Here is a 21,776-nt window from a genome sequence, read left to right as displayed (position 1 = left end):
CGCACCGAATATACCAGATGCTACATCGCGCGGCGATCCAAAGTATCACGCCGCCGCCTCCTTCCGTTGCGCGATGACGGTCTGTTGCGTCGCAGCCGCACTGACCACTGCTTCCTGTTGCGGTCCGGCAGAGCTCTGAGCCAGTACGGATTTCGCGAGTTTGATACCGTTTTCATCAAACGCTGTCGTCGCCTGACGCCAGCACTCGCAAAGACTGTTATTCGGCCCGGCAGACAAGTCTTGCAGTATGTCGATGGAACTCGTCTGATCACCGGCAAGTCTCAAGGCACCATGGTGCATGGTGTGGCTGTTCCGGGAGTAGGTTACCAGATGCTACGCGCGTGCACGCGCCACGTCCGCTAACCTTCGCGTCAATCAGTGCAGAGGAGCGACAAACAATGTGCCAACTCAGCGCGTCCCGCATGATCGATGACTAGGAGAAGGTCTACGCTTCGATAGTCGAGGACAGGCGATCATGCTCAACCGGGGTTGCTCAGCGCAGGACCAAAATGGACCACGATCTAAGCCAACGAGCTAACGGGCCTGTCCAACTAGTGGTCCGCTAATCTACATGCTTGCCCACGTAACTTACCGACTGCCTCTGGGCTCACGCGATATACAAGCCCTTTGAGACACCCGCCGAATTGCAGTCCGCGAGGGAAAAGCCCCATGCTGAGACGCCAGGGCGGACGTTCATGAGCAGAGAACGGCAGATAAAGGCAGATAAAGGCAGATAAAGGCAGATAAAGGCAGATAAAGGCAGATAAAGGCAGATAAAGGCAGATAAAGGCAGATAAAGGAAAGGCACTTCCATGCGAAATTTAATGACACTTATCACGGCAACTTCAGTAGCACTTTTGTCTGCGATGGCAGCCTACGCACAAACACAAAATCCCCTTCCCAAGGCCAGCGATGTGCTTGTCCGATACGGGGACGACGTGGAGGGCTGGACGGTCTATGCAAATCAAACCCGCGGAGATTGCTTGATCGTGCGCCAGGATGGGCCAAGTTCGGTGCAAATGGGCGTTACCGCAAATCAGGAGGTCGGGTATCTCGGCGTGTTCACGAAGGCGGATATCGGCCTTCAGAACGGGGCCCAGTCGGAAATCTTCGTCTCCATCGCTGGCCATCTTTATAGTGGTGTGGCCATCACCACGAGCGGCGAACTCAAGGGCGGATATTCTGGTGGCTACATCTTGACAGACGACCCGAATTTCAAGCGCGACGTAGCGAAGCAATATGAAATGATCGTGTTTCCGGAAACCAAGGGGACCTTCGTTGTCGATCTGAAGGGGACTTACAAGGCAATGGCAATGGGCCGTAAATGCCTCGCGCAGTGACCGCCCGCTGGGCAATATTCCCCATCTCGGCCATTGGCTGCAGCCACAGAGTTTTAACGCAGAGCGCCAGCGTGTGAAATCGCCGCCGCCGGAGCGGCCAATGCCAGTCGGCGCCCACAAGCCAAGATCGTAACAGAAGTTCGGGCTTTTCAACGACCGCGGGGCTGATGACCAACAGCGAAAATACTAAATTAGAGCATTCCCAATAATGACGTAGAAAAAGAGACCTGACGTCTTTGCAGATAGCGCGACGCGTCCACCATTTTGACGCCGCCGGAGTGGATAACGGCAATTGACGATGTTGTAATATATTGTCGGGATCAATGCGGCTTCCGGTATACTCACCTTGATTGCAAGCGTCATCTGGCACCGGATCAATCCTCGAACAACCGACTATCCACCGAGTTGATATACTGCAGAAACGCAGCAACGCTGTCGAAAAATGAAGTGCGCCTCACACTGGACGAGCTGATTGCGGCGATCCGTCGTGATCTTGATGCGAAGAAACCCAGGCAGGTTAAACAGGGACAAGGACGGCGTGCATCCGCTTGTGTTTCCGTGTGAGAAGGGGTGGAGGAATGTGGTGACCGGAGCTCGCGTCGAGATTCGTCCTGCTCACTGGCTTGCCTGGAGCCCGGGCAAAGATGAACCGGCCTCGTTTCGGGATCCGACTTAACCCTCAGGATCGACAGTCAATGCCGTGCGTGGTCTAGGCCTGACAGGCCGCTGCTTCAGCCTGGCTCATTTTGGCGATCTGCTGCTGTGCGGCGGCAGCGGTGGCGGCATCGCCGCCCTCGACGTGCACCGTCGGGAACGCGATCTTGATGTTGTTGTCCTCGAAGGCCTTCTTAATCATCATGAAGGCCCGGCGCTTGATCGGGAACTGCGTTCCCGGTTTGGTCGTCATCTTCATACTGAGCTGGACGGCGAAATCGCCGAACGCGTCGATGCCCTGCATTTTCAGCGGCTCGATCGTGTCGGCCGCGAATTCGGGGTCCTGCGCCAGCTCTTGTCCGATCTTCTTGACCAGCTTGCGCGCGAGTTCGACGTCGGAATCGTAGGTCACGCCGATCGTTATCTTGTCGATCACCCAGTCGCGACTCATGTTCTGGATCGCGCCGAGCTGGCCGAACGGAACGGTATAGACGGGGCCGCGGTGGTGGCGCAGCCTGACCGAGCGCAGGCTGAAGGACTCGACCGTCCCCTTGTATGACCCGCTCTGGATGTACTCCCCCACCCGGAACGCATCGTCCATCAGGTAGAACACTCCGCTCAGCATGTCCTTCACAAGCGTCTGCGAGCCGAAGCCGATGGCCACGCCGAACACACCTGCGCCAGCGATCAGAGGCATGATCTGCACGCCTAACCCGGCCAGGATGCTTAGTACTGCCACGACGCCGATGAGGACGGCGAGCGCGTTGCGAAAGATCGGCAAGAGAGTTCGCAGGCGGGCTGCACGTGCTGCATCGTACGGATCCGCCTGGGGTGCCGCATGATGGGGATCCGTACTGGCCAGACTCGATGCCTCAATTCTATAGGCGATTAGGGCCTTGGCGAGCTGCCAGAACAGATCCGCGACCATCAATATGACAATGGCGTTAAGCGATCCGGATATGATGCGAGCGCCCATCTCGTCGTGAGCAAAGGCCGCTGCTCTAAGACGCCAGACGTAGGCGAGCCAAACGATCGCCGCTGCAATGACCCCCGCCCTAGCGCCTCTGACGATAAATACGTTGAGCGCCACGCCGACGGCGCCACTGCGCTTGGCGGTGCCGGCGACCGCTTGCGAGACATTACCGACGCCGCGCACCACGCTAGGCAGGAGCAGCGCGTACAAACCGATCCACAGCAATGCGAGCACCCCCGCGACCCAGACTAGCCAAAGTACAACCAGATAGAGCGTAAGCAGACAATTCTTGATCGGTGAGGCTGGCTTGCTAGGCCGCCGCCAAACGGTGTCGCAGCCGACGGCCAGCAGGCCAAGCCCGAACGAGAGCGCGACGAGCCGCTGCATGTCGGGCGAGAAGCCAAGGGCCGGCATGATGCTGACAATCGCCCAGCCGAAGAAAAAAAACCCGGCGACCGCGCTCACGCGTTGCTGCCAGAAGCGTTGACCCGCCTCGCGGCTGCCGCCCCGCTGATCGCTAGGGTCACTCTCAATGGGAGACCCCAACGCCAGCAGAGACTTGGTTATCGCGCGGATAGCGCGAAAGATGATGAAGGCGAGCAGCAGCGTCAGCACGATCTTGCGCAGAAGCGGCGGCCATTCGAACGCGAGGAACGAGCCGATGCTGGCTAGGGCAAATGTCAGCAAGGCAGCGACCTCGGACAGAACCGCCTTTCCGGGGTCAATCGTTGCCTCGGAAGTGCCCGACGCCAAAGCCCGGCGGACCAGCCACTCGGCGCCGAAGCCGACGACAATCAGAACTGCCAGGATCAGGACCACTAGGCCGGGCCTGCCTGAATTCACGTCGCGCGAGACGACGCCGGCGGCGTTGGCCAACTCCTGCGGGATGCGGGGAATGGCATCCGCGAGCGCGGCGAGACGTGTGCGAACGGCTCCCTCCCAACTCGCGATCGTGCCTTCTAGCGATGCGGCAGGCGGTTCCTCGGCGGCTGCCGGTATCTTTCCTTCGAGCCATTGCTTCACCTCAGGGTCGGACAGCAGGTTGAGGAACTGCCGTGCCTTTTCAGGCGGCAAGCCGGCCGGAGACTGCTGTGCCAAGGAGGTTCCAAGCAGTGCCCAAAAGAAAATCGCAATGCCGGCCGACAGCAGAATACAAATTCGAGTGCGCAGTGCTTTGCTCATCGGACGCTCCGGCTGCCCGTGGGAAGCCAGCCGGGAGCGAGCCTGTCCGCTTGCGCCGGCAGACGACAGGCGGCGCTGGGAAGGTCGTCAGGGCCAAGTTGCCCATTTCTGTACGAAGGCGATGAAGGCCTGGCGGTCAAAGATACGTCCTTTGCGCAAAGTCGATAGCCGGACGATTGTATTAGGTATGGCTTAAGCGCAAATTGCGCGAGATCAATCGGCGTTCGATCGCGTCGCCCTCGATGGGGCTTTCAAGGAACGCTTAGACCTTGCCGTCGATGCGACTTATCCGGTCGGCTGCACCGGCGCCTGTAGGTCAGTTGCGGGACAGGCCCTTGCGGCCCACAGCCATCGCCTTGAAGGTCCCTTCCAGGTCGACCACAAATTCCCCTTTGGTCTGTGGGAAAACCGTCGTGGTGTATTTCGCTTGAAATTTGGGTCGTCCGTCAAGATGTAGCCGCCCGGATGCGGAGGGCGGCTTCACCTGCGACATGCCGAATGGGCTTCCCTACACGGCGCGCTCAGACGTGCTTCATATGGTGCTTCGCCAATAAGTTCACTATGCGTTCGGCTTGTGCTGCGGAGCACCAGCCGCTGGCCAGGCTAACTAGATCATCGATTCAATTCCGGCTGTGCGCTGGAATGTCCGGTTTGCGAGGGATGATTGCCGTCGACCCACTGGACGATCATCCGGAATTGCACTTTCGCTTGCCAATACGCGCGATAGAAGTCGAGAAGTTCCCCCGTGGGTTCCGACAAGCGTTGGAAGCCCGAAATGAAGGCGACGACGGTGCCGATCGTCGTCTGCCCGCGGATGACAAGATAGCCGCCAACGATCAGGACCATCAGGGACCCAGACGCGTTGGCTATGTTCAGCAACGTCTTCAGCCCGAATCTCAACAAATAGAATTCAAGGCGGTTGCTGAAGATGGTGCGTATGGTGCGAAAGGCTGCCCGGCGCTTCGTCGAGTGGCTGGCGAAGGAATTGACTGCCTGGTTGCCAAGCCTTCGGACCAGCACGACCTGCCGTTCCACGAGTGTGTTCAGGTCCTTCTGCATGTAAAGCGCAAGCAGGATCTGCGGCAGGAGTGATACGCCGCTGACCAGAGCAATCACCGGCTGCATGTAGATCATGTAAGATACGACGGAGATCATCATCGTGACGTTGACCACGCATTCAGAGATGCTGGTGCCGACAAATCCGCCAACATAGTCGATCTCGTTGCCGATGATGCTGGCGGTCTGACCGCTCCTTGCGTGCTCGCGCGCTGACCTTTGCGTGGCGACGAGAGCGAGTTGATCGCGCGCCGTCTTCACCACGCTCTCTCCGAGCCAGCCCTGATAGACGATCAGTGCGTATTTCAACCCCGCATGCAGGAGTATAGCCGCTAGATACAGGCCGCCGAGCATCAGGAGCGCCCGTACGTTCTTGTCGGCAATCGCCCCATCGACGACCCGTCTCTGCAGGTCGATGGGGATAAAGTTAGCCAAGGCAACCGAGATTGCGATCACGCTAACATAGACCTGATGCATGCCGCTGGCGCGCCGGACAAAACTGGGAAACTTCTCGCCAGCGCGTATCGCGTCGGCCATCGGCTTAAACGGGGTGAAGCGCCGCGCAATTGTCGTGAAAATGCCGCTCACCTTCGGTGCGCCTCCGTCGCCTCCATCTCCGGCCCAGCCGATAAGGGCGACGCACCCTGTCGGTGAGTAACCGAGCGGGCATCCTCGTTGCGCGGCTCGGTCGAAGTCAGCCCGGCAGGCCGAGAGCGGCATTCCTGCAGCGCCTCGATAGCCGGTCGCGACCAGTAGGGCTGGCCCCGGCCACGCCACGTTGGAGAGGTTGAGTTCTCGATCATCACGGTTTGATAGCGGAGAAGGCCGCGAGCCCCCTTGATCGGCATCAAGGCTGGGAGAATTTACGATCCGAGCTGAAACAGGAAGCCACGGTGTTGTTGGCAAAAGCACTGACCGGCGGCCATGACTGGTGGACCGGGAACCTGATGTGGGCCGGTCAGGAGTTCCAACAAACAAGGGCAAGCTTTCCGGGCGCGCCGTGGTCGCGGGGCGTCTGCTCTCGCTGAGGCCGCCCACTGCCGACAGACCCCGGCCGGGCAATCGAGCCCGCGCGGGAAACCTTTATAAAATTCCTATTTCTTTGCGCCCCGCGCCGTCTCGAACCTTTATGGCGATCGGGTCCATATTCGCACGACCAAGATTTGGTGCCACGTCAATGAACATGCGGCGGGGGTTGTCATGGTATCGCGAGCTTTTCCAGGACGGCACGAAGTACAAAGCACAAGGAACAGGCAAAATGGACATTATCATGCTCGGGATCGGAGTTTTGTTCTTCGCCGTGTCCCTCGCCTACGTCAGAGCCTGCGACAGAATTTAAGCGAAAGGATCGAACCATGCTTGTCGACTACATCCTCGGTGGCGGCGTCATCTTGTTCCTGCTCGCTTACCTGACCTACGCCCTCATTCGCCCAGAGCGTTTCTAGTCCACCGGTGCACGGAAGCTACATCATGACCATGAACGGATGGATACAGATCCTCATCTTCTGCGGGATCCTCATTTTGCTGGTGAAGCCGCTCGGCGGCTACATGCACCGCGTCTTCAATGGCGATCGCACGCCGCTTTCGCCGGTCCTCGGCCCGCTCGAGCGCGGACTTTACCGCATTTGCGGAACCAGCGAGCGTGAGGAACAGCACTGGACCACCTATGCGATGGCCCTGTTGCTGTTCAATCTGGCAGGCTTCCTGGTGCTCTACTTCCTGCAGCGCATGCAAGGCAGCCTGCCCTACAATCCGGCCGGCATGAGCGCGGTCGACCCGGCGCTCGCCTTCAACACCGCCGCCAGCTTCATGACCAACACCAACTGGCAGAACTACGGCGGCGAAAGCACGATGTCCTACCTCGTGCAGATGGCCGGCCTGACGGTCCAGAATTTCGTTTCGGCGGCCACCGGCATCGCCATCGCGATCGCGCTGATCCGTGGATTTGCCCGCGCTTCGGGAAAATCGATCGGCAATTTCTGGGTCGATATGACGCGCGCCACGCTCTACGTGCTTTTGCCGCTCTGCATCGTGCTCACCCTTGTCTATGTCTGGCTCGGCATGCCGCAGACGCTCGGGCCTTATGTCGATGCCACCACGCTCGAAGGCGCCAGGCAGACGATCGCGCTCGGCCCGGTCGCCTCGCAGGTCGCCATCAAGATGCTCGGCACCAATGGCGGCGGGTTCTTCAATGCCAACGCGGCACATCCCTTCGAGAACCCCGACGCCATCTCCAACCTGATCCAGATGCTGTCGATCTTCGTCGTCGGCGCTGCCTTGACCAACGTCTTCGGCCGTATGGTCGGTAACCAGCGCCAGGGCTGGGCGATCCTTGCCTCGATGGGCGTGCTGTTCATCGCCGGCGTCGCCGTCTGCTACTGGGCGGAAGCCGCGGGCAATCCGCTGGTCCATGCGCTCGGCATCGACGGCGGCAACATGGAAGGCAAGGAGACCCGTTTCGGCATCGCGCTGTCGGCTTTGTTCGCGGTCATCACCACGGCGGCCTCCTGCGGCGCGGTCAACGCCATGCATGACTCGTTCACCGCGCTTGGCGGCATGATCCCGCTCATCAACATGCAACTCGGCGAGGTCATCGTCGGCGGTGTCGGCGCCGGCTTCTACGGCATGCTGATGTTCATTCTGATTGCCGTCTTCGTCGCCGGCCTGATGGTCGGCCGCACGCCCGAATATCTCGGCAAGAAGATCGAGGCCAAGGAGGTCAAGATGGCGATGCTGGCCATTCTGTGCCTGCCGCTGGCGATGCTGGTCTTCACGGCCATCGCGGTGGTTCTGCCGAGCGCGGTGGCGTCGATCGCCAATGGCGGGCCGCACGGCTTCTCCGAAATTCTCTACGCCTACACCTCGGCGGCGGCCAATAACGGCTCGGCCTTCGGCGGCCTCACCGGCAACACGGCCTGGTACAACATCACCATCGGCATCGGCATGCTGATGGGCCGTTTCCTGGTCATCATCCCGGCGCTCGCCATCGCCGGCGCGTTGGCGGCGAAGAAGACCGTGCCCGCCTCGGCCGGCACCTTCCCGACCGATAGTCCGCTGTTTGTCGGGCTGCTGGTCGGCGTCATCGTCATCGTCGGCGGACTGACTTTCTTCCCGGCCCTTGCCGTCGGACCTGTTGTCGAGCACCTGGCGATGATCCATGGACAGGCATTCTGAGGTGGCCATGTCCTGGTTCAGCAACATGCGCCGCCATGTCAGGCATCGGCCCGAACCGGGGAAGGAGGGGCTGCCGCCTCCTTTCCCGACCATGTCGACCTTTCTCGGACTTGCCGGCGCCATGATCGCGCTTTGGCTGCTGGCCTACGGGCTTCCCCATCTTTTTTCGGCATCCGACCAATCGGCGCCGCACACCAACACTGAAGCCGGAGCTTCAAAATGAGCCAGTCAAAATCAGCGAGCATCATGGATGCCCGCATCCTGTGGCCTGCCATTGGCGGTGCCTTCCGCAAACTCGATCCGCGCACGCTGGCCCGCAATCCGGTGATGTTCGTCGTCGCCGTCGTGTCGGCGCTGACATCGGTGCTGTTCGTCAAGGACCTCGTCACCGGCGGCGGCGATCTGCGCTTCACGCTGCAGATCATCATCTGGCTGTGGTTCACGGTGCTGTTCGCCAATTTCGCCGAAGCCGTCGCCGAAGGGCGCGGCAAGGCGCAGGCGGATTCGCTGCGCAAGGCGCGCACGGAAACCCAGGCAAAGCTCCTGGCCGGCGAGGACCGGACAAAGTTCAAGCTGGTGCCCGGCACCAGCCTGAAGGTCGGCGACATCGTGCTGGTCGAGGCCGGCGACATCATCCCGTCCGACGGCGAGGTGGTGGAAGGCGTCGCGTCGGTCAACGAGGCGGCGATCACAGGCGAATCCGCGCCGGTGATCCGCGAATCCGGTGGCGACCGCTCGGCGGTCACCGGCGGCACGCAGGTGCTGTCCGACTGGATCCGCGTGCGCATCACCGCCGCCGCCGGCCATACTTTCCTCGATCGCATGATCTCGCTGGTCGAAGGCGCCGAGCGTCAGAAGACGCCGAACGAGATCGCGCTCAACATCCTGCTCGTCGGCATGACGCTGATCTTCGTGCTGGCCACCGCAACGATCCCGAGCTTTGCCTCCTACTCGGGTGGCTACATTTCGGTGACCGTGCTCGTCGCCCTGTTCGTGACGCTGATCCCTACCACGATCGGCGCGCTGCTGTCGGCCATCGGCATTGCCGGCATGGACCGCCTGGTGCGCTTCAATGTGCTGGCCATGTCGGGCCGCGCCGTGGAAGCCGCCGGTGATGTCGATACGCTGCTGCTCGACAAGACCGGCACGATCACGCTCGGCAATCGCCAGGCGACGGAATTCCGCCCGGTCAAGGGCGTCAGCGAGCAGGAACTGGCCGACGCGGCACAGCTTGCCTCGCTCGCCGACGAGACGCCGGAAGGCCGCTCGATCGTGGTGCTGGCCAAGGAGAAATATGCCATCAGGGCCCGCGACATGGCGACGTTGCATGCCACGTTCGTGCCCTTCACGGCACAGACCCGCATGAGTGGCGTCGACATAGACGGCTCCTCGGTGCGCAAGGGCGCGGTCGATTCGATCCTGACCTATGTCAGCCAGCCGACATCGGCCACGCACGGCATACGGCCCGGAGGCGATACCGTGCGCAACCTGCAGGCGATCGCCGACGAGGTCGCCAAATCGGGCGGTACGCCGCTGGCGGTCGAGCGGGACGGGCGCCTGCTCGGCGTCGTCCACCTGAAGGATATCGTCAAGGGCGGTATCCGCGAGCGCTTCGCCGAACTGCGCAGCATGGGCATCCGCACGGTGATGATCACCGGCGACAATCCGATGACGGCGGCAGCCATCGCGGCGGAAGCCGGCGTCGACGACTTCCTCGCCCAGGCGACGCCCGAGGACAAGCTGAAGCTGATCCGTGACGAGCAGGCCAAGGGCAAGCTGGTCGCCATGTGCGGTGACGGCACCAACGACGCGCCAGCACTCGCGCAGGCCGATGTCGGAGTGGCCATGAACACCGGCACGGTCGCCGCCCGCGAGGCCGGCAACATGGTCGATCTGGACAGCGATCCGACCAAGCTGATCGAGATCGTCGAAATCGGCAAGGCGCTGTTGATGACGCGTGGTTCGCTGACGACCTTCTCCATCGCCAATGATGTCGCCAAGTACTTCGCCATCATCCCGGCCATGTTCGCCGTCTTCTACGTCGCGCCGGGACAGACGACCGGCCCGCTGCAGGCGCTCAACATCATGCATCTGGCAACGCCGCAGAGCGCCATCCTGTCGGCCATCATCTTCAACGCGCTGATCATCATCGCGCTGATCCCGCTGTCGCTGCGCGGCGTGAAGTACCGGGCGATCGGCGCGGGTGCGCTGCTCAGCCGCAATCTTCTCGTCTACGGCCTCGGCGGCATCGTCGTGCCGTTCGCCGGCATCAAGATAATCGACATGGCGGTCACCGCCCTTGGCCTTGCATAAGGATCGTTCCGATGCTCAAGCAAATCAGACCCGCGATCATCATGATCGTTTTCTTCACCGTGCTGACCGGGCTCGTCTATCCCATCGGCATGACCGGTATCGCCCAGGCGCTGTTCCCGCGCCAGGCCAATGGCAGCCTGGTCGAGAAGGACGGCAAGGTAATCGGCTCCGACCTGATCGGCCAGGCCTTCGCCAGCGACAAATATTTCCACGGACGGCCTTCGGCCGCGGGCAATGGCTATGATGCCGGCGCCTCAGGCGGTTCCAATCTCGGCCCGACCAACCCGAAGCTCATCGAGCGCATCAAGGGCGAAGCCGAGAAGCTGAAGGCGGAAAATCCGAACGCGCCGGTGCCGATGGACCTGGTGACCGCATCCGGCAGCGGCCTTGATCCGCAGATCAGCCCGCAGGCCGCTTATTTCCAGGTTCCGCGCGTGGCCAAGGCCAGGGGCATCGACGAGGCCAAGGTCAAGGCGCTCGTCGACGGCCAGGTCGAGGACCGGGAATTGGGCGTGCTCGGCGAGCCGGCGGTCAATGTGCTGGCTCTCAACCTGGCGCTGGATGCAGCGAAATAGTTGATGGCAGGCGCCGGGGATCGACACGGTCCCCGGCGCCATTCATGATCGGGTCCGATGCCGGACGACAGAAGCAACGTCGAAAACAGACCATCCCCCGACGCGCTGCTCGAGCATGCCGAGCGGGAAGGGCGCGGCCGTCTGCGCATATTCCTGGGCGCGGCACCGGGTGTCGGCAAGACTTACGAGATGCTGATGTCGGGCCGTGCCAGGCTGGCCGACGGCGTCGACGTGGTGATCGGCGTGGTCGAGACGCATGGCCGCAAGGAAACCCAGACCCTGGTCGAGGGATATGAAGTCATTGCCCGCCGCAAGGTCGACTACAAGGGGCGTGTCCTCGACGAGATGGACATCGACGCCATCCTTGCCCGGCGCCCGGCGCTGGTCCTGGTCGACGAACTCGCCCACACCAATGCGCCCGGCAGCCGCCACCCCAAGCGCTACCTCGACGTCCAGGAAATCCTGGCGCGGGGCATAGACGTCTATACGACGCTCAACATCCAGCATGTCGAAAGCCTGAACGACGTCGTCGCCCAGATCACCCGGGTCCGGGTGCGCGAGACCGTTCCCGATTCCATCATCGACCGGGCCGACGATGTCGAAATCATCGATCTGACGCCCGACGACCTGATCAAGCGGCTCGAGGAGGGGAAGGTTTATTTCCCCAACACGGCGCAGCGTGCCGTCGAGAACTATTTTTCGCCAGGCAATCTGACGGCGTTGCGGGAACTGGCGCTGCGCCGTACCGCCCAGCGCGTCGACGAACAGTTGCTCAACCACATGCAGTCCCACGCCATCCAGGGTCCGTGGGCGGCGGGCGAAAGGGTGCTCGTCTGCGTCGATGCGCGTCCAGGCGGGGCAGCCCGCATTCGCTATGCACGCAGGCTGGCCGACAGGCTTCGTGCGCCATGGACGGCGCTTCATGTCGACACGCCGCGCTCGGCCGGCATGTCCGAGGACGACAAGGACAGGCTCGCCACGCTCCTGCGCCTCGCCGAGCAGCTCGGCGCCGAGGTGACGACCATTCCAGGCCAGAGCGTCGCGCAGGACATCGTGCGCCATGCGACGGCGAACAATTTCACCCACATCGTGGTCGGCAGGCCGACCCGGTCGCGCTGGCGGGAACTTATCGAGGGGTCGCTCACCTATGATCTGATCCGCAACGCCGGCGACATCAGCGTCCATGTCATCTCGGGCACCGAGCGCGAAACCGAGGCGTCGGCAAGGCGGGTCAAGGCGGCGGCCGAGCAGAGGCAGTTCCAGGTCTGGCCCTATCTGCTCGCCACCGCCTATGTCGCCGGTTCATTGGCGGTCACCACGGCGCTCGACCAGTTTCTCGATGTCCGCAACCTGGCGATCGTCTTCCTGCTCGGAGTGCTGACGTCGGCGGTGGCGGGCGGCCTGTGGCCGGCGCTCTATGCCTGCTTCCTGAGCGCGCTGGCCTTCAACTATTTCTTCCTCGAGCCCCGCTACACGCTGACGATCCGGGATCCGGAGAGCATCGTCGCGCTCGCCGTCTTCCTTGCCGTCGCGGTGATCGCCAGCAATCTCACCGCGCGCGTGCAGCGTCAGGCCGCCGCCGCCCGCTCGCGAGCGCGGGCAACCGAGGACATCTATCTCTTCTCCAAGAAGCTCGCCGGCGCCGGCACGCTCGACGACGTGCTCTGGGCCACCGCCTTCCAGATCGCCTCGATGCTGAAGCTGCGCGTGGTGCTGCTGCTGCCGGAAGACGGCACGATCACGGTCAAGGCAGGCTATCCGCCCGACGACACGCTGGCCGAGGCCGACATCGCCGCCGCCCGCTGGGCCTGGGAGCACAACCGTGCCGCGGGACGCGGCGCCGAGACGCTGCCCGGCGCCAAGCGCCTCTATCTCCCCTTGCGCACGGGGCGCACGGCAATCGGTGTCGTCGGCCTCGACAATGACAAGCAAGGTCCGCTTTTGACGCCCGAACAGCAGCGGCTGCTCGACGCGCTGGCCGATCAGGCGGCGGTGGCGATCGAACGTGTCCAGCTCGTCGCCGATGTCGACCGCGCCAAGCTCGCCGCCGAAGCCGACCGGTTGCGTTCGGCCCTGCTAACCTCGATTTCGCATGACCTGAAGACGCCGCTCGCGGCCATTATGGGGGCGGCCGGCACACTCAAGGAGTTCGCGCCTGATCTGCCCGAGCAGGACAGGGTGGAGCTTCTGTCGGCGGTGATCGACGAATCGGAACGGCTGAACCGCTTCATCGCCAACCTGCTCGACATGACCAAGATCGAGTCCGGTGCGATGGAGCCGAACTACGCCCTCCACTATCTCGGCGATATCGTCGGCACGGCGCTCGACCGCGCCCGCAAGATCACCAGCGAACACAAGATCGAGGTCGATATTCCGCCCGACTTGCCGATGCTTAGGCTTGATCCCGTGCTGTTCGAACAGGTCCTGTTCAACCTTCTCGACAATGCCTCGAAATATTCCCCGCCCGGCTCGACGATCCGCGTCCAGGGATGGACCGACAATGGCTCCGTCGTCGTGCAGATCATGGATGAGGGGCCGGGCATTCCGGCGCAGGATCTGGAACGCGTGTTCGACACTTTCTACCGGGTGCGCAAGGGTGATCAGGTGCGCGCCGGCACCGGGCTCGGCCTGTCGATCTGCCGTGGCTTCGTCGAGGCGATGGGCGGCACGATCACGGCCGCCAACCGGACCGACCGCTCCGGTGGCGCCTTCACCATCCGGATGCCGGTGCCGGCGGAATTGCCCGATGTCGGCAATGGCGGCGACGAGCCCGGCGAGGATCAACCCCGATGACCAATTCCAATGTCAGGATACTGGTTGTCGATGACGAGCCGCCGATCCGCAAGCTGCTGCGGGTCGGCCTCGCCAGCCAGGGTTACGCAGTCAGCGAGGCGCCGAACGCCAAGGTGGCGATCGAGCTGATCGAACAGGACAAGCCCGACCTGGTGTTGCTCGATCTCGGCCTGCCCGGCATGGGGGGCCATGACCTCCTGCGCCAATGGCGTGACGGGGGCATCGACATTCCTGTCGTCATCCTCTCCAGCCGCACCGACGAGGCCGGCATCGTCAGCGCGCTCGAACTCGGCGCCGACGACTATGTCACCAAGCCGTTCGGCATGAACGAACTGGTGGCCCGCATCCGCGTGGCGTTGCGGCACAAGTTCCAGCAACAGGGCGAGAAGCCGGTTTTCCAGAGTGGAGACCTCAGCGTCGATCTGGTCAAGCGCATCGTCAAGGTCGAGGACAGGGAGGTGAAGCTCTCGCCGAAGGAGTACGACATACTGCGCATCCTGGTGCAGCATGCCGGCAAGGTGCTCACCCACCACTTCATCCTGAAGCAGATCTGGGACGATTCGACCGACGTGCAGTATCTCAGGGTCTATGTGCGCCAGCTCAGGCAGAAGATCGAAAAAACCCCCGACCAGCCGCGCTACATCACCACCGAAACCGGTGTCGGCTATCGGCTGCGTGTCGAGTGAAATAACCCGTCCGCCGGAACCTGCGTCAGCCGATGACCGCGAGCGGCCGATTTGCCGCCGCCGATGTCCGCAAGGCGGCGAGACAGCCAAGAATGCCGAGCGGCACGAAGGCAAGGAACAGCCAGCTCGCGACATCAGCGGCCGCGTCGTGGCTCAGGCCTTGCGAAAAACCGCTGGCATTGGCGACGATGCCGGCAAGGGCTGCACCCACGGCATAGCCGATGCGCTGCATGGTCGGCACCGCGGCCGAGGCGATGGTCTGCTCGTCGTTCGGGGCGGAGGCGACGATGACGCGGGTCAGGAACGGCCAGGAAATGCCGAAGCCGCCGCCCTGCAACAGGGCGCAGACCAGGATCAGCGGGATCGAGCCCAGCGGTATCGTGTAGGCGAAGCCGGCGATGCCCGCCGCGATCATCAGTGCGCCGCAGACGATGATCAGCCTTTCGCGCCGCGGCGGTGCGTTGGCGACGAGGATCGACAGGATCGACCAGGCGATCGATTCGGCGGCGATGATGTAGCCGGTGGTCAGCAGCGGAATGTCGTGCAGGCTGGTCAGCAGCAGCGGTCCGTAGACGCCGAAGGAGCAGGTCGCGATGGAAAAGGCGGCGACCATGGTCATGCCGGCGCCCACTGGCGTGCGCCACGAGAACAGCCGCGCCGGGAAAAGCCGGGAGCGCGGCTTCAGCGCGTCGATGTAGAAGAACAACGCCAGCCCGGCGAGGCCCAGCACGATCAGCAGCGAGGAACGCAACAGGGCGATGTCGACGCCGGCCGAGGCAATCAGCACCACGGCGATGGCAAGGCAGCCAAGCGCCATGAACGGGAAGGGCGGCGCCTTGCCGGCTCCGGTGCTGGGCCTTGTCGCTTCCGGTGTGTCGAGCACGAGGAAGCTTGCCAGCGCCATGGCGGTGCCGCCGAGAGTGAAGACGCCGAAGGCCCAGCGCCACGACAGCAATTCGGTCATAACAGCGCCGAGCAGGGGACCGCTGAAGGCAGCGACGCCCCAGATCGCCGACATGATGCCGAAAAGCTGCGGCCAGATGGCACGCGAAAACAGCCGCTCGACCGAGACGAAGGCCAGCGACACCAGCGCGCCGCCGCCCAGCCCCTCGATCAGACGGCCGGCCAGGAACAATTGCATCGAAGGCGAGGCGGCGCAGATCAGCGCCCCGGCAGCATAAAGAAGCGCCGCGACCACCATGTTGGTGCGCAGCGCCACATAGCTCACCAGCCGTCCGGCCGCGGCACCGGCGACGATGGCGCCGAGTTCGTAGATCGCCAGCGACCAGCCGACGAGTTGCACGCCGGCCAGTTCACCGACCATGGCCGGCATGACCGTCGCCACCATCGTCTCATTGGTGGCGTGCAGCAGGATGCCGAGGCTGATGAAGCAGAAGCGCGCGAGGTCGCCGCTCGCCCACAAGGCGCGCCAATCGACCTTCTTTGTGCTGATTTCAGTCATATCCATCCCTGCTTTGCATATCTTGCTGCAGCCGCATGGCACCAGAGGCCAGGGCGAGGCTTCCGGCAGGACCATGCGCGCCGCGTCGAGACGCGGCCTTGCTCGGGGCGGGTTTGTAGAACCTCAACCTCGGTTGAGCTCAAGCGATTTTTTCGAGACATGTTTGGGCCAGTGTCGTCCTGAACGGACCGCTGGCGATTAGTTCTCGGTGCTGCGCAGCTGGAACTGGCTGACGCCGATGGCGAGGTTGATGCCGGTCTGCGTCTGCAGGCTGAGCGGCTGCAGGGTGAAGGCCTGCGAGGAGCCGCCGACCAGCAGATTGGCGCCGGCGCCGACGGCGGCGGTCACTTCGGCGCTGGCGCCGACATAGTCACCCGCCAATGCGCCCGGCGCGTAGATGTTCTTCAGCGGCGTCAGCACCAGCCAGCGCATCACCGCCTGCTTGGTCGTGCCGATGTCGAGGCCATATTTGTTGACGGCGCCGAAATAGGCTTCCGGCGCGAAGCTCTTGTCGGCCGGGGTGAAGGTGCAGCTCAGATCCTTGCTCGAGCCGAAGATGAAGCCGGTGCCGCCTGATATGGCGCATTCAAGCGTGCCGAGCTCCACGCCCTGGTCTTGCGCCTGTGCCGTGCCGGCAAGCATGGTTGCGATCATGGCAGCGGCGATGGCTGTCCTCGGCATGGCGTCCCCCAAAAATCAAACGGCGCGGAACCATCCTATCCGGTTCCGCGCCGTAGAGTGAAGGGTCTGGAGCCGAGGCTCCAAACCTCTTATTTGAGCGAGTGGATCAGTTCCAGCGAGGTCACCGCCACGGCGAGGTTGACGCCGGTCTGCGCCTGGACGCTGAGCGGCTCCAGCATGAAGGCGCTGTCGAAGCCGCCGACCAGCAGGTTGGCGCCGCCGCCGGTCACGACGCTCGCCTCGGCGTTGACGCCGTAGTAGCTACCGGCAAGGTCGCCCGCGTCACGGTCGCGCGTCGCGGCAAAAACCGCCCAGACGAGCTGGCCCTGGTGCGTCTTGCCGACATCGACACCGAGCTTCGAGATGACGCCGGTATAAATTTCCGACGGCCCGTGATGATGGGGCCGGAAGACGCAGGACACGCCCTTGTTGGACGCAACGATATAGCCGGTGCCGCCATCGATGGTGCAGTCGAGCGTGCCGAGTTGCAGCCTGCCGGCGCTGGCCGGGGCGGCGGCGAATACGGTCGTTGCAAGGGCGGCGGCGCAGACGAGTTTCTTGATCATGGGAGGGTCCTTTCGCAGTCAGTCTTCAATAACGTCTCGGGTCCCGCGACCGTTCCGCTGAAAACTTGGCGCGAACAAGGCAAAGGTTAACGGCTTGCCACCGCGGTTAACACAGGGTTGCCGGTTTGATGGCGATCCGACGCGCCGCGTGTCCTTTCGGACACGCATATGATGCAGTGGGGCGCTTGGCGCGGGCCTGCGGAGTGTCAGCTGACGCGGGCGAGGCCGTCCTTGGCCGGCTGGTAGCTGGGGTTGAGGCGCACGGCCTCGCGATAGGCCTTCGCCGCCTTGGCCTTGTCGCCGCGCCGTTCGTAGATCAGCGCCTGGTTGGCCCAGGCCTCGGCGTTCTGGCCATCGAGCTTGATGGCCATATTGAAGTCGGAGAAGGCATTGTCCTCGTCGCCGGTCGCCAGATAGGAGAGGCCACGGCCGTTGTAGGGCTCGGCGGCATCCGGCGCCAGCGAGATGGCGGTCGAGAAATCCTCGATGGCGAATTTGTGCTGGCCCTGGCTCTGATAGATCAGGCCGCGATTGTGGTAGGCACGGGCGTCCGTCGTGTCGAGCTGGATCGCTTTCTGGAAGTCGTTGAAGGCATCCTGGGTGCGGCCCGCCTTGCGGTAGAGATTGCCGCGGCCGATATAGGCGGCGTCGTAATTGCCGTTGATCTGGATCGAGCGGTTGTAGTCCGCCAGCGCCGCTTCCTGGTTGCCGAGGAAGCGCTGGATCAGCGCGCGGTTCGAATAGGCCTGATAGAAATTCGGATTGAGCTGGATGGCCTGGTTGAAGTCCTTGAGCGCCGCCTGGTACTGGCCGCCGCGACCATAGGCCGAACCACGAACATTGTAGCCTTCGGGATCCTGGGGATTGCGCTGGATGACAGCGGACAGCGAGGAGATGTTCTCGCTCGACCCTTGCGCCTTGTCGATGTTGTTGAATTCGCCGGCCGGGCCCGATGTCTGGCAGCCGGCAAGTACCAGTCCGGAAAGCAGGGCCGCTGTCAGGGCGAAACCACGCAATGCGGTTCCGCGCTCCACGCTTGTTGCGTTCATGTCTGCCCTGTCCTCACTTGCGCCGTCGTTCAGGTCCGGTTCCCCCTCCGGGCCGGGTCACAATCAAAATAAAAGGGTGGCGGCGATTCCGCATCGCGCCACCCTGGTATCCTTCGAAAAGGACGAAATATTGGCGATAATCAGCGCGGCGGACGCGCTGCGCCGGCGGCACCGCCAGCAGCAACCGGACGCGGGGTCATCGGCAGCAGGCCTTCGCGCTGTGCGCGCTTGCGGGCCAGCTTGCGGGCGCGGCGAACAGCTTCGGCCTTTTCACGGGCGCGCTTCTCGGAAGGCTTCTCGTAGTGGCCGCGCATCTTCATTTCGCGGAAAATGCCTTCGCGCTGCATCTTCTTCTTCAGCGCGCGAAGCGCCTGATCAACGTTATTGTCGCGGACGAGTACCTGCACGGGCAATCCTGTCTTTCGGGTTTGATATCAACAGGCAAGCAGCCATAGCCACAAGCCTCCGCGGCGCTCGACACCACGAATTGTGGCGGCTGATAGCAGAATCAAGCCTCGCTGTCCACAGTCGAAATGACGGACGGCAGCCAAATTGCCACGGTCGCCTGGAGATAGGGCGCCGTTACGCCGTGGCCAGGTGCAACCGCTCGAAATCCTCGAAGAACTCACCGTAATCACAGGTGATCTCCTCGCCGACGGCGATATCCCGAGTCGCGGTGGCGCCGCCATAGCGCGAAAAATCGGTGTTCGGGGTCGCCGAATGGTTCATGAAGCGGCCATTGTCGACCTCATAGACCATGAAGCCGGGCTTGTCCGGGCTCGGATAGGCGTAACGGTCGAGCAGTTCCTTCAGGGGCGGCGAGGCCGCCTCGTATTTTTCCATCGGGATCAGCCGATCGAAATCCGGATCGAGGCGCCAGATCGAGGCGCCCTTGCGGATCGGCTCGGCGGCGAACATGCCGACGCCTTCGATTGCGCTCTGCGCGACATAGGTTCGGATCAGCATCATGGTTCCAGGACCCGTCTTGGCAAGAAGACCCGTTTCGACAGGAAACGGAATCGCCAAATCGCGCCGAAAAAGCAAGACCGGCGGCCTGCGTCACAACGACGAACAGGCCTGTTCGCCGTAAAAATCCTTCACGTCCGGTTGATCGACACGCCGCCATCGGCAAAAAGCGCGGTTCCCGTGGTGAAACTCGAGGCGTCGGAGGCCAGGTAAAGCGCGGAGCGGGCGATCTCTTGCGGTTGCGCCATGCGCTTCAGGGCATGGAGGCCCTCGACGAAGGCGCGTGCCTCGGGCGTGGTCGTCGTCGCGCCTGGTGTGTCGGTGCCGCCCGGCAGCAGCGCGTTGACGCGCAGTCCTTGCGGTCCGTATTCGGCGGCCAACACCTGCGTCAATCCGATCAGACCTGCCTTGGCGGCGGCGTAGGCGGCCATGCCCGGCATGCCGGCGGTGTAACCGACAAAGCTCGACGTGAAGATCAGTGAGCCGCCGCCGCGCTCCAGCATGGCTGGTATCTGATACTTCGCGCCGAGAAAGGCGCTGGTCAGATTGGTGTCCATCGTCCCGTGCCATGTCTGTGCCGACATGTCGGGGACTGGTCCCATCAGTCCGACAGAGCCGGCATTGTTCAACGCGATGTCGAGTCCACCGAAGCTGCCGACCGCCAGCTCGACGAGGGCTTTCGCGTAGGTCTCGTCGGTGACATCCCCGGCGAGAGCGACGGCCGTGCCGCCGGCATCCTCGATTTCGGCGGCGATCGCATCAAGCTCGGTTTGGCGGCGGGCGGAAATGACGAGCCTGGCGCCCTCCTCGGCGAACAGCTTGGCGGTGGCGCGGCCGATGCCGGAACTGGCACCGGTGACGATGGCGATCTTGTTGGAAAGTGCGAGCATGTCTGGGCATCCCTGTCCTTCGCGCCAGCCTTGCCGGCGATCGGATGCTTGATCGCAGGTTGGCGGGACAGCAGCCACCCGATACCTGCAGAGGTTGGTACCAACTATTGCCGCAGCAGCCATGCCAGACGGTCTAGCGAGAACGCGTAGCTGATGACGATCAGCACGGCCATGATGATGCCCGTGGCGGCATGGCCTGCCAGATGGAAACCCGCCGCGCCGCCGAACAGGACGACGAATTCCAGCGCCAGCCTGACTGCGCCCGGCACAGGCACCGGTGCCCGGCCTGAACGGCTCGGATCATTGAGGACCGCGAAGGTACCCCATGCCGCGGCCGCGGCGAGCGGCAGGGCAATAGCGAGGACCCAACGCCACGCTCCGTCCGAGAGACTCCAGCCTGCCATGCCGAGGCCAAGCAAAGCGGCAAGCTCCAGCAGGAAGCGCAATGTGAGATTCCACCAGGCGTTGCCCATCATCATCCTCCGAAATCCCCGGCAGGGAGAAGTGTGACTGAAGGCAATCAACAGAGCCAGGCGGGATACCTCTTTTTCAGCGCGGCGCAAAACGGCAAGCGCCGTCGCAAACAGCGCAAGGATAGCAGCGCTGTTTCGCTAGTGATACACCTCGCGCGCCGGGGCTTGATGATGAACGCCCGGCTGCCATTTGCGAGGCTGGACCGTGAAGAAATACTCTGTATTCGCCATCGCCCGCGAGGCCATGCGCGGCCACAAGGGCTGGGAGGAACAATGGTCCTCGCCTGAGCCTAAAAAGGAATACGACGTCATCATCGTCGGCGCCGGCGGCCATGGCCTGGCCACCGCCTATTATCTTGCCACGGTACATGGCATCACCAATGTCGCGGTGCTGGAAAAGGGTTGGCTGGGCGGCGGCAACACCGGGCGCAACACCACCATCATCCGTTCCAACTATCTCTATGACGAGAGCGCCGGCATTTACGACCATGCGCTGAAGCTGTGGGACGGGCTCTCCCAGGAGCTCAACTACAACGTCATGTATTCGGCGCGCGGCGTCATGATGCTGGCGCACAATGTGCACGACATTCAGGTGCTGAAGCGCCATGTCCACGCCAACCGGCTGAACGGCATCGACAATGAATGGCTGACGCCGGAGCAGGCCAAGGAATTCTGCCCGCCGCTCAACACCTCCAGTGACGCCCGCTATCCCGTCGTCGGGGCCGCCTTGCAGCGCCGCGGCGGAACGGCGCGCCATGACGCGGTCGCCTGGGGCTATGCGCGCGGCGCTTCGGCGCGCGGCGTCCATATCATCCAGAACTGCGAGGTCACCGGTGTCAAGCGGGCCGCCAATGGCGCGGTCATGGGCGTCGATACGACGCGCGGCTTCATCGGCGCCAAGAAAGTCGGCGTCGTCGCCGCCGGCCATTCCTCCGTCATCATG

General features: G+C 63.0%; 21 protein-coding genes. 9 read left to right on the top strand and 12 right to left on the bottom strand.

From position 1 onward, the window contains the following. Positions 1 to 45: 45 nt before the first annotated feature. Positions 46 to 300, bottom strand: a complete 255-nt coding sequence (locus EOA36_RS02480; protein ID WP_127275474.1) for a hypothetical protein — start codon at positions 298 to 300, stop codon at positions 46 to 48. A gap of 512 nt (positions 301 to 812) precedes the next feature. Here EOA36_RS02480 and EOA36_RS02475 point away from each other — a divergent pair. After that, the gene (locus tag EOA36_RS02475) at positions 813 to 1,340 is read left to right on the top strand and encodes a hypothetical protein (RefSeq protein WP_127275473.1); all 528 of its coding nucleotides are present in this window, start codon (positions 813 to 815) and stop codon (positions 1,338 to 1,340) included. Between the two features lie 709 nt (positions 1,341 to 2,049). On the opposite strand, the gene EOA36_RS02465 is transcribed toward EOA36_RS02475, so the two are convergent. The 3 genes from EOA36_RS02465 to EOA36_RS02460 form a co-directional block, all read right to left on the bottom strand. Beyond that, entirely contained in the window at positions 2,050 to 4,149 is a 2,100-nt protein-coding gene (locus tag EOA36_RS02465) for a mechanosensitive ion channel family protein (RefSeq protein WP_127275472.1), read from the bottom strand. Between the two features lie 316 nt (positions 4,150 to 4,465). After that, complete coding sequence (locus EOA36_RS37105; RefSeq protein WP_167531294.1) at positions 4,466 to 4,642, bottom strand: hypothetical protein; 177 nt, start codon at positions 4,640 to 4,642, stop codon at positions 4,466 to 4,468. Positions 4,643 to 4,761: 119 nt separating this feature from the next. After that, positions 4,762 to 5,793: an ABC transporter ATP-binding protein gene (locus tag EOA36_RS02460; RefSeq protein WP_189521840.1), complete on the bottom strand. Its 1,032-nt coding sequence runs from the start codon at positions 5,791 to 5,793 to the stop codon at positions 4,762 to 4,764. 767 nt (positions 5,794 to 6,560) lie between these two features. On the opposite strand from EOA36_RS02460, the gene kdpF reads away from it, so the two are divergent. Genes kdpF through EOA36_RS02425 form a run of 7 tightly spaced genes read left to right on the top strand, consistent with a single transcriptional unit; the run spans position 6,561 to position 14,746 of the window. Continuing rightward, a complete protein-coding gene (gene kdpF, locus EOA36_RS02455) occupies positions 6,561 to 6,650 on the top strand; it encodes a K(+)-transporting ATPase subunit F (RefSeq protein WP_127275470.1) in 90 nt (29 codons plus the stop codon). A gap of 25 nt (positions 6,651 to 6,675) precedes the next feature. After that, positions 6,676 to 8,379 carry a potassium-transporting ATPase subunit KdpA gene (kdpA, locus tag EOA36_RS02450; protein ID WP_127275469.1) on the top strand — a complete coding sequence of 568 codons (1,704 nt, stop codon included), beginning with the start codon at positions 6,676 to 6,678 and terminating at the stop codon, positions 8,377 to 8,379. After that, a complete protein-coding gene (locus tag EOA36_RS02445; RefSeq protein ID WP_245464232.1) occupies positions 8,363 to 8,602 on the top strand; it encodes a hypothetical protein in 240 nt (79 codons plus the stop codon). The genes kdpA and EOA36_RS02445 overlap by 17 nt, the downstream gene beginning before the upstream one ends. Next, positions 8,599 to 10,692 (top strand): potassium-transporting ATPase subunit KdpB, encoded by a 2,094-nt coding sequence (gene kdpB / locus EOA36_RS02440; protein ID WP_127275468.1) that lies wholly within the window; start codon positions 8,599 to 8,601, stop codon positions 10,690 to 10,692. Before EOA36_RS02445 ends, kdpB begins: the two co-directional genes overlap by 4 nt. 11 nt (positions 10,693 to 10,703) lie before the next feature. Continuing rightward, positions 10,704 to 11,267, top strand: coding sequence for a potassium-transporting ATPase subunit KdpC (gene kdpC / locus EOA36_RS02435; protein ID WP_127275467.1), 564 nt, complete (start codon positions 10,704 to 10,706; stop codon positions 11,265 to 11,267). A gap of 57 nt (positions 11,268 to 11,324) precedes the next feature. Then, positions 11,325 to 14,060, top strand: coding sequence for a sensor histidine kinase KdpD (locus tag EOA36_RS02430; RefSeq protein ID WP_127275466.1), 2,736 nt, complete (start codon positions 11,325 to 11,327; stop codon positions 14,058 to 14,060). Then, positions 14,057 to 14,746: a response regulator transcription factor gene (locus tag EOA36_RS02425; RefSeq protein WP_127275465.1), complete on the top strand. Its 690-nt coding sequence runs from the start codon at positions 14,057 to 14,059 to the stop codon at positions 14,744 to 14,746. Before EOA36_RS02430 ends, EOA36_RS02425 begins: the two co-directional genes overlap by 4 nt. Positions 14,747 to 14,771: 25 nt before the next feature. On the opposite strand, the gene EOA36_RS02420 is transcribed toward EOA36_RS02425, so the two are convergent. The 8 genes from EOA36_RS02420 to EOA36_RS02385 form a co-directional block, all read right to left on the bottom strand. Further along, a complete protein-coding gene (locus EOA36_RS02420; protein ID WP_127275464.1) occupies positions 14,772 to 16,208 on the bottom strand; it encodes an MFS transporter in 1,437 nt (478 codons plus the stop codon). A 198-nt stretch (positions 16,209 to 16,406) separates the two neighbouring features. Continuing rightward, positions 16,407 to 16,889 carry a DUF992 domain-containing protein gene (locus tag EOA36_RS02415; protein WP_127275463.1) on the bottom strand — a complete coding sequence of 161 codons (483 nt, stop codon included), beginning with the start codon at positions 16,887 to 16,889 and terminating at the stop codon, positions 16,407 to 16,409. Between the two features lie 89 nt (positions 16,890 to 16,978). Beyond that, on the bottom strand, positions 16,979 to 17,455 hold the full coding sequence (locus EOA36_RS02410) for a DUF992 domain-containing protein (RefSeq protein ID WP_127275462.1): 477 nt from the start codon (positions 17,453 to 17,455) through the stop codon (positions 16,979 to 16,981). Between the two features lie 206 nt (positions 17,456 to 17,661). Next, positions 17,662 to 18,504: a tetratricopeptide repeat protein gene (locus EOA36_RS02405; RefSeq protein ID WP_127275461.1), complete on the bottom strand. Its 843-nt coding sequence runs from the start codon at positions 18,502 to 18,504 to the stop codon at positions 17,662 to 17,664. Between the two features lie 140 nt (positions 18,505 to 18,644). Continuing rightward, complete coding sequence (gene rpsU, locus EOA36_RS02400; protein ID WP_010911429.1) at positions 18,645 to 18,911, bottom strand: 30S ribosomal protein S21; 267 nt, start codon at positions 18,909 to 18,911, stop codon at positions 18,645 to 18,647. Positions 18,912 to 19,086: 175 nt separating this feature from the next. Further along, complete coding sequence (locus EOA36_RS02395; protein ID WP_127275460.1) at positions 19,087 to 19,473, bottom strand: SET domain-containing protein-lysine N-methyltransferase; 387 nt, start codon at positions 19,471 to 19,473, stop codon at positions 19,087 to 19,089. 128 nt (positions 19,474 to 19,601) lie between these two features. Beyond that, positions 19,602 to 20,360, bottom strand: a complete 759-nt coding sequence (locus EOA36_RS02390) for an SDR family oxidoreductase (protein WP_127275459.1) — start codon at positions 20,358 to 20,360, stop codon at positions 19,602 to 19,604. A gap of 104 nt (positions 20,361 to 20,464) precedes the next feature. Next, positions 20,465 to 20,839: a DUF2568 domain-containing protein gene (locus EOA36_RS02385; protein ID WP_245464231.1), complete on the bottom strand. Its 375-nt coding sequence runs from the start codon at positions 20,837 to 20,839 to the stop codon at positions 20,465 to 20,467. A 199-nt stretch (positions 20,840 to 21,038) separates the two neighbouring features. Between EOA36_RS02385 and EOA36_RS02380 the strand changes: the two genes are divergently transcribed. After that, a partial coding sequence (locus EOA36_RS02380) for an FAD-dependent oxidoreductase (RefSeq protein WP_127275457.1) occupies positions 21,039 to 21,776 on the top strand: 738 nt, incomplete at its 3' end.

Source organism: Mesorhizobium sp. M8A.F.Ca.ET.021.01.1.1 (genome assembly GCF_003998025.1).
Classification (GTDB): Bacteria; Pseudomonadota; Alphaproteobacteria; order Rhizobiales; family Rhizobiaceae; genus Mesorhizobium.
The sequence above is the reverse complement of the archived record's forward strand: the minus strand, read 5'-3'. Positions and strand labels throughout refer to the sequence as shown.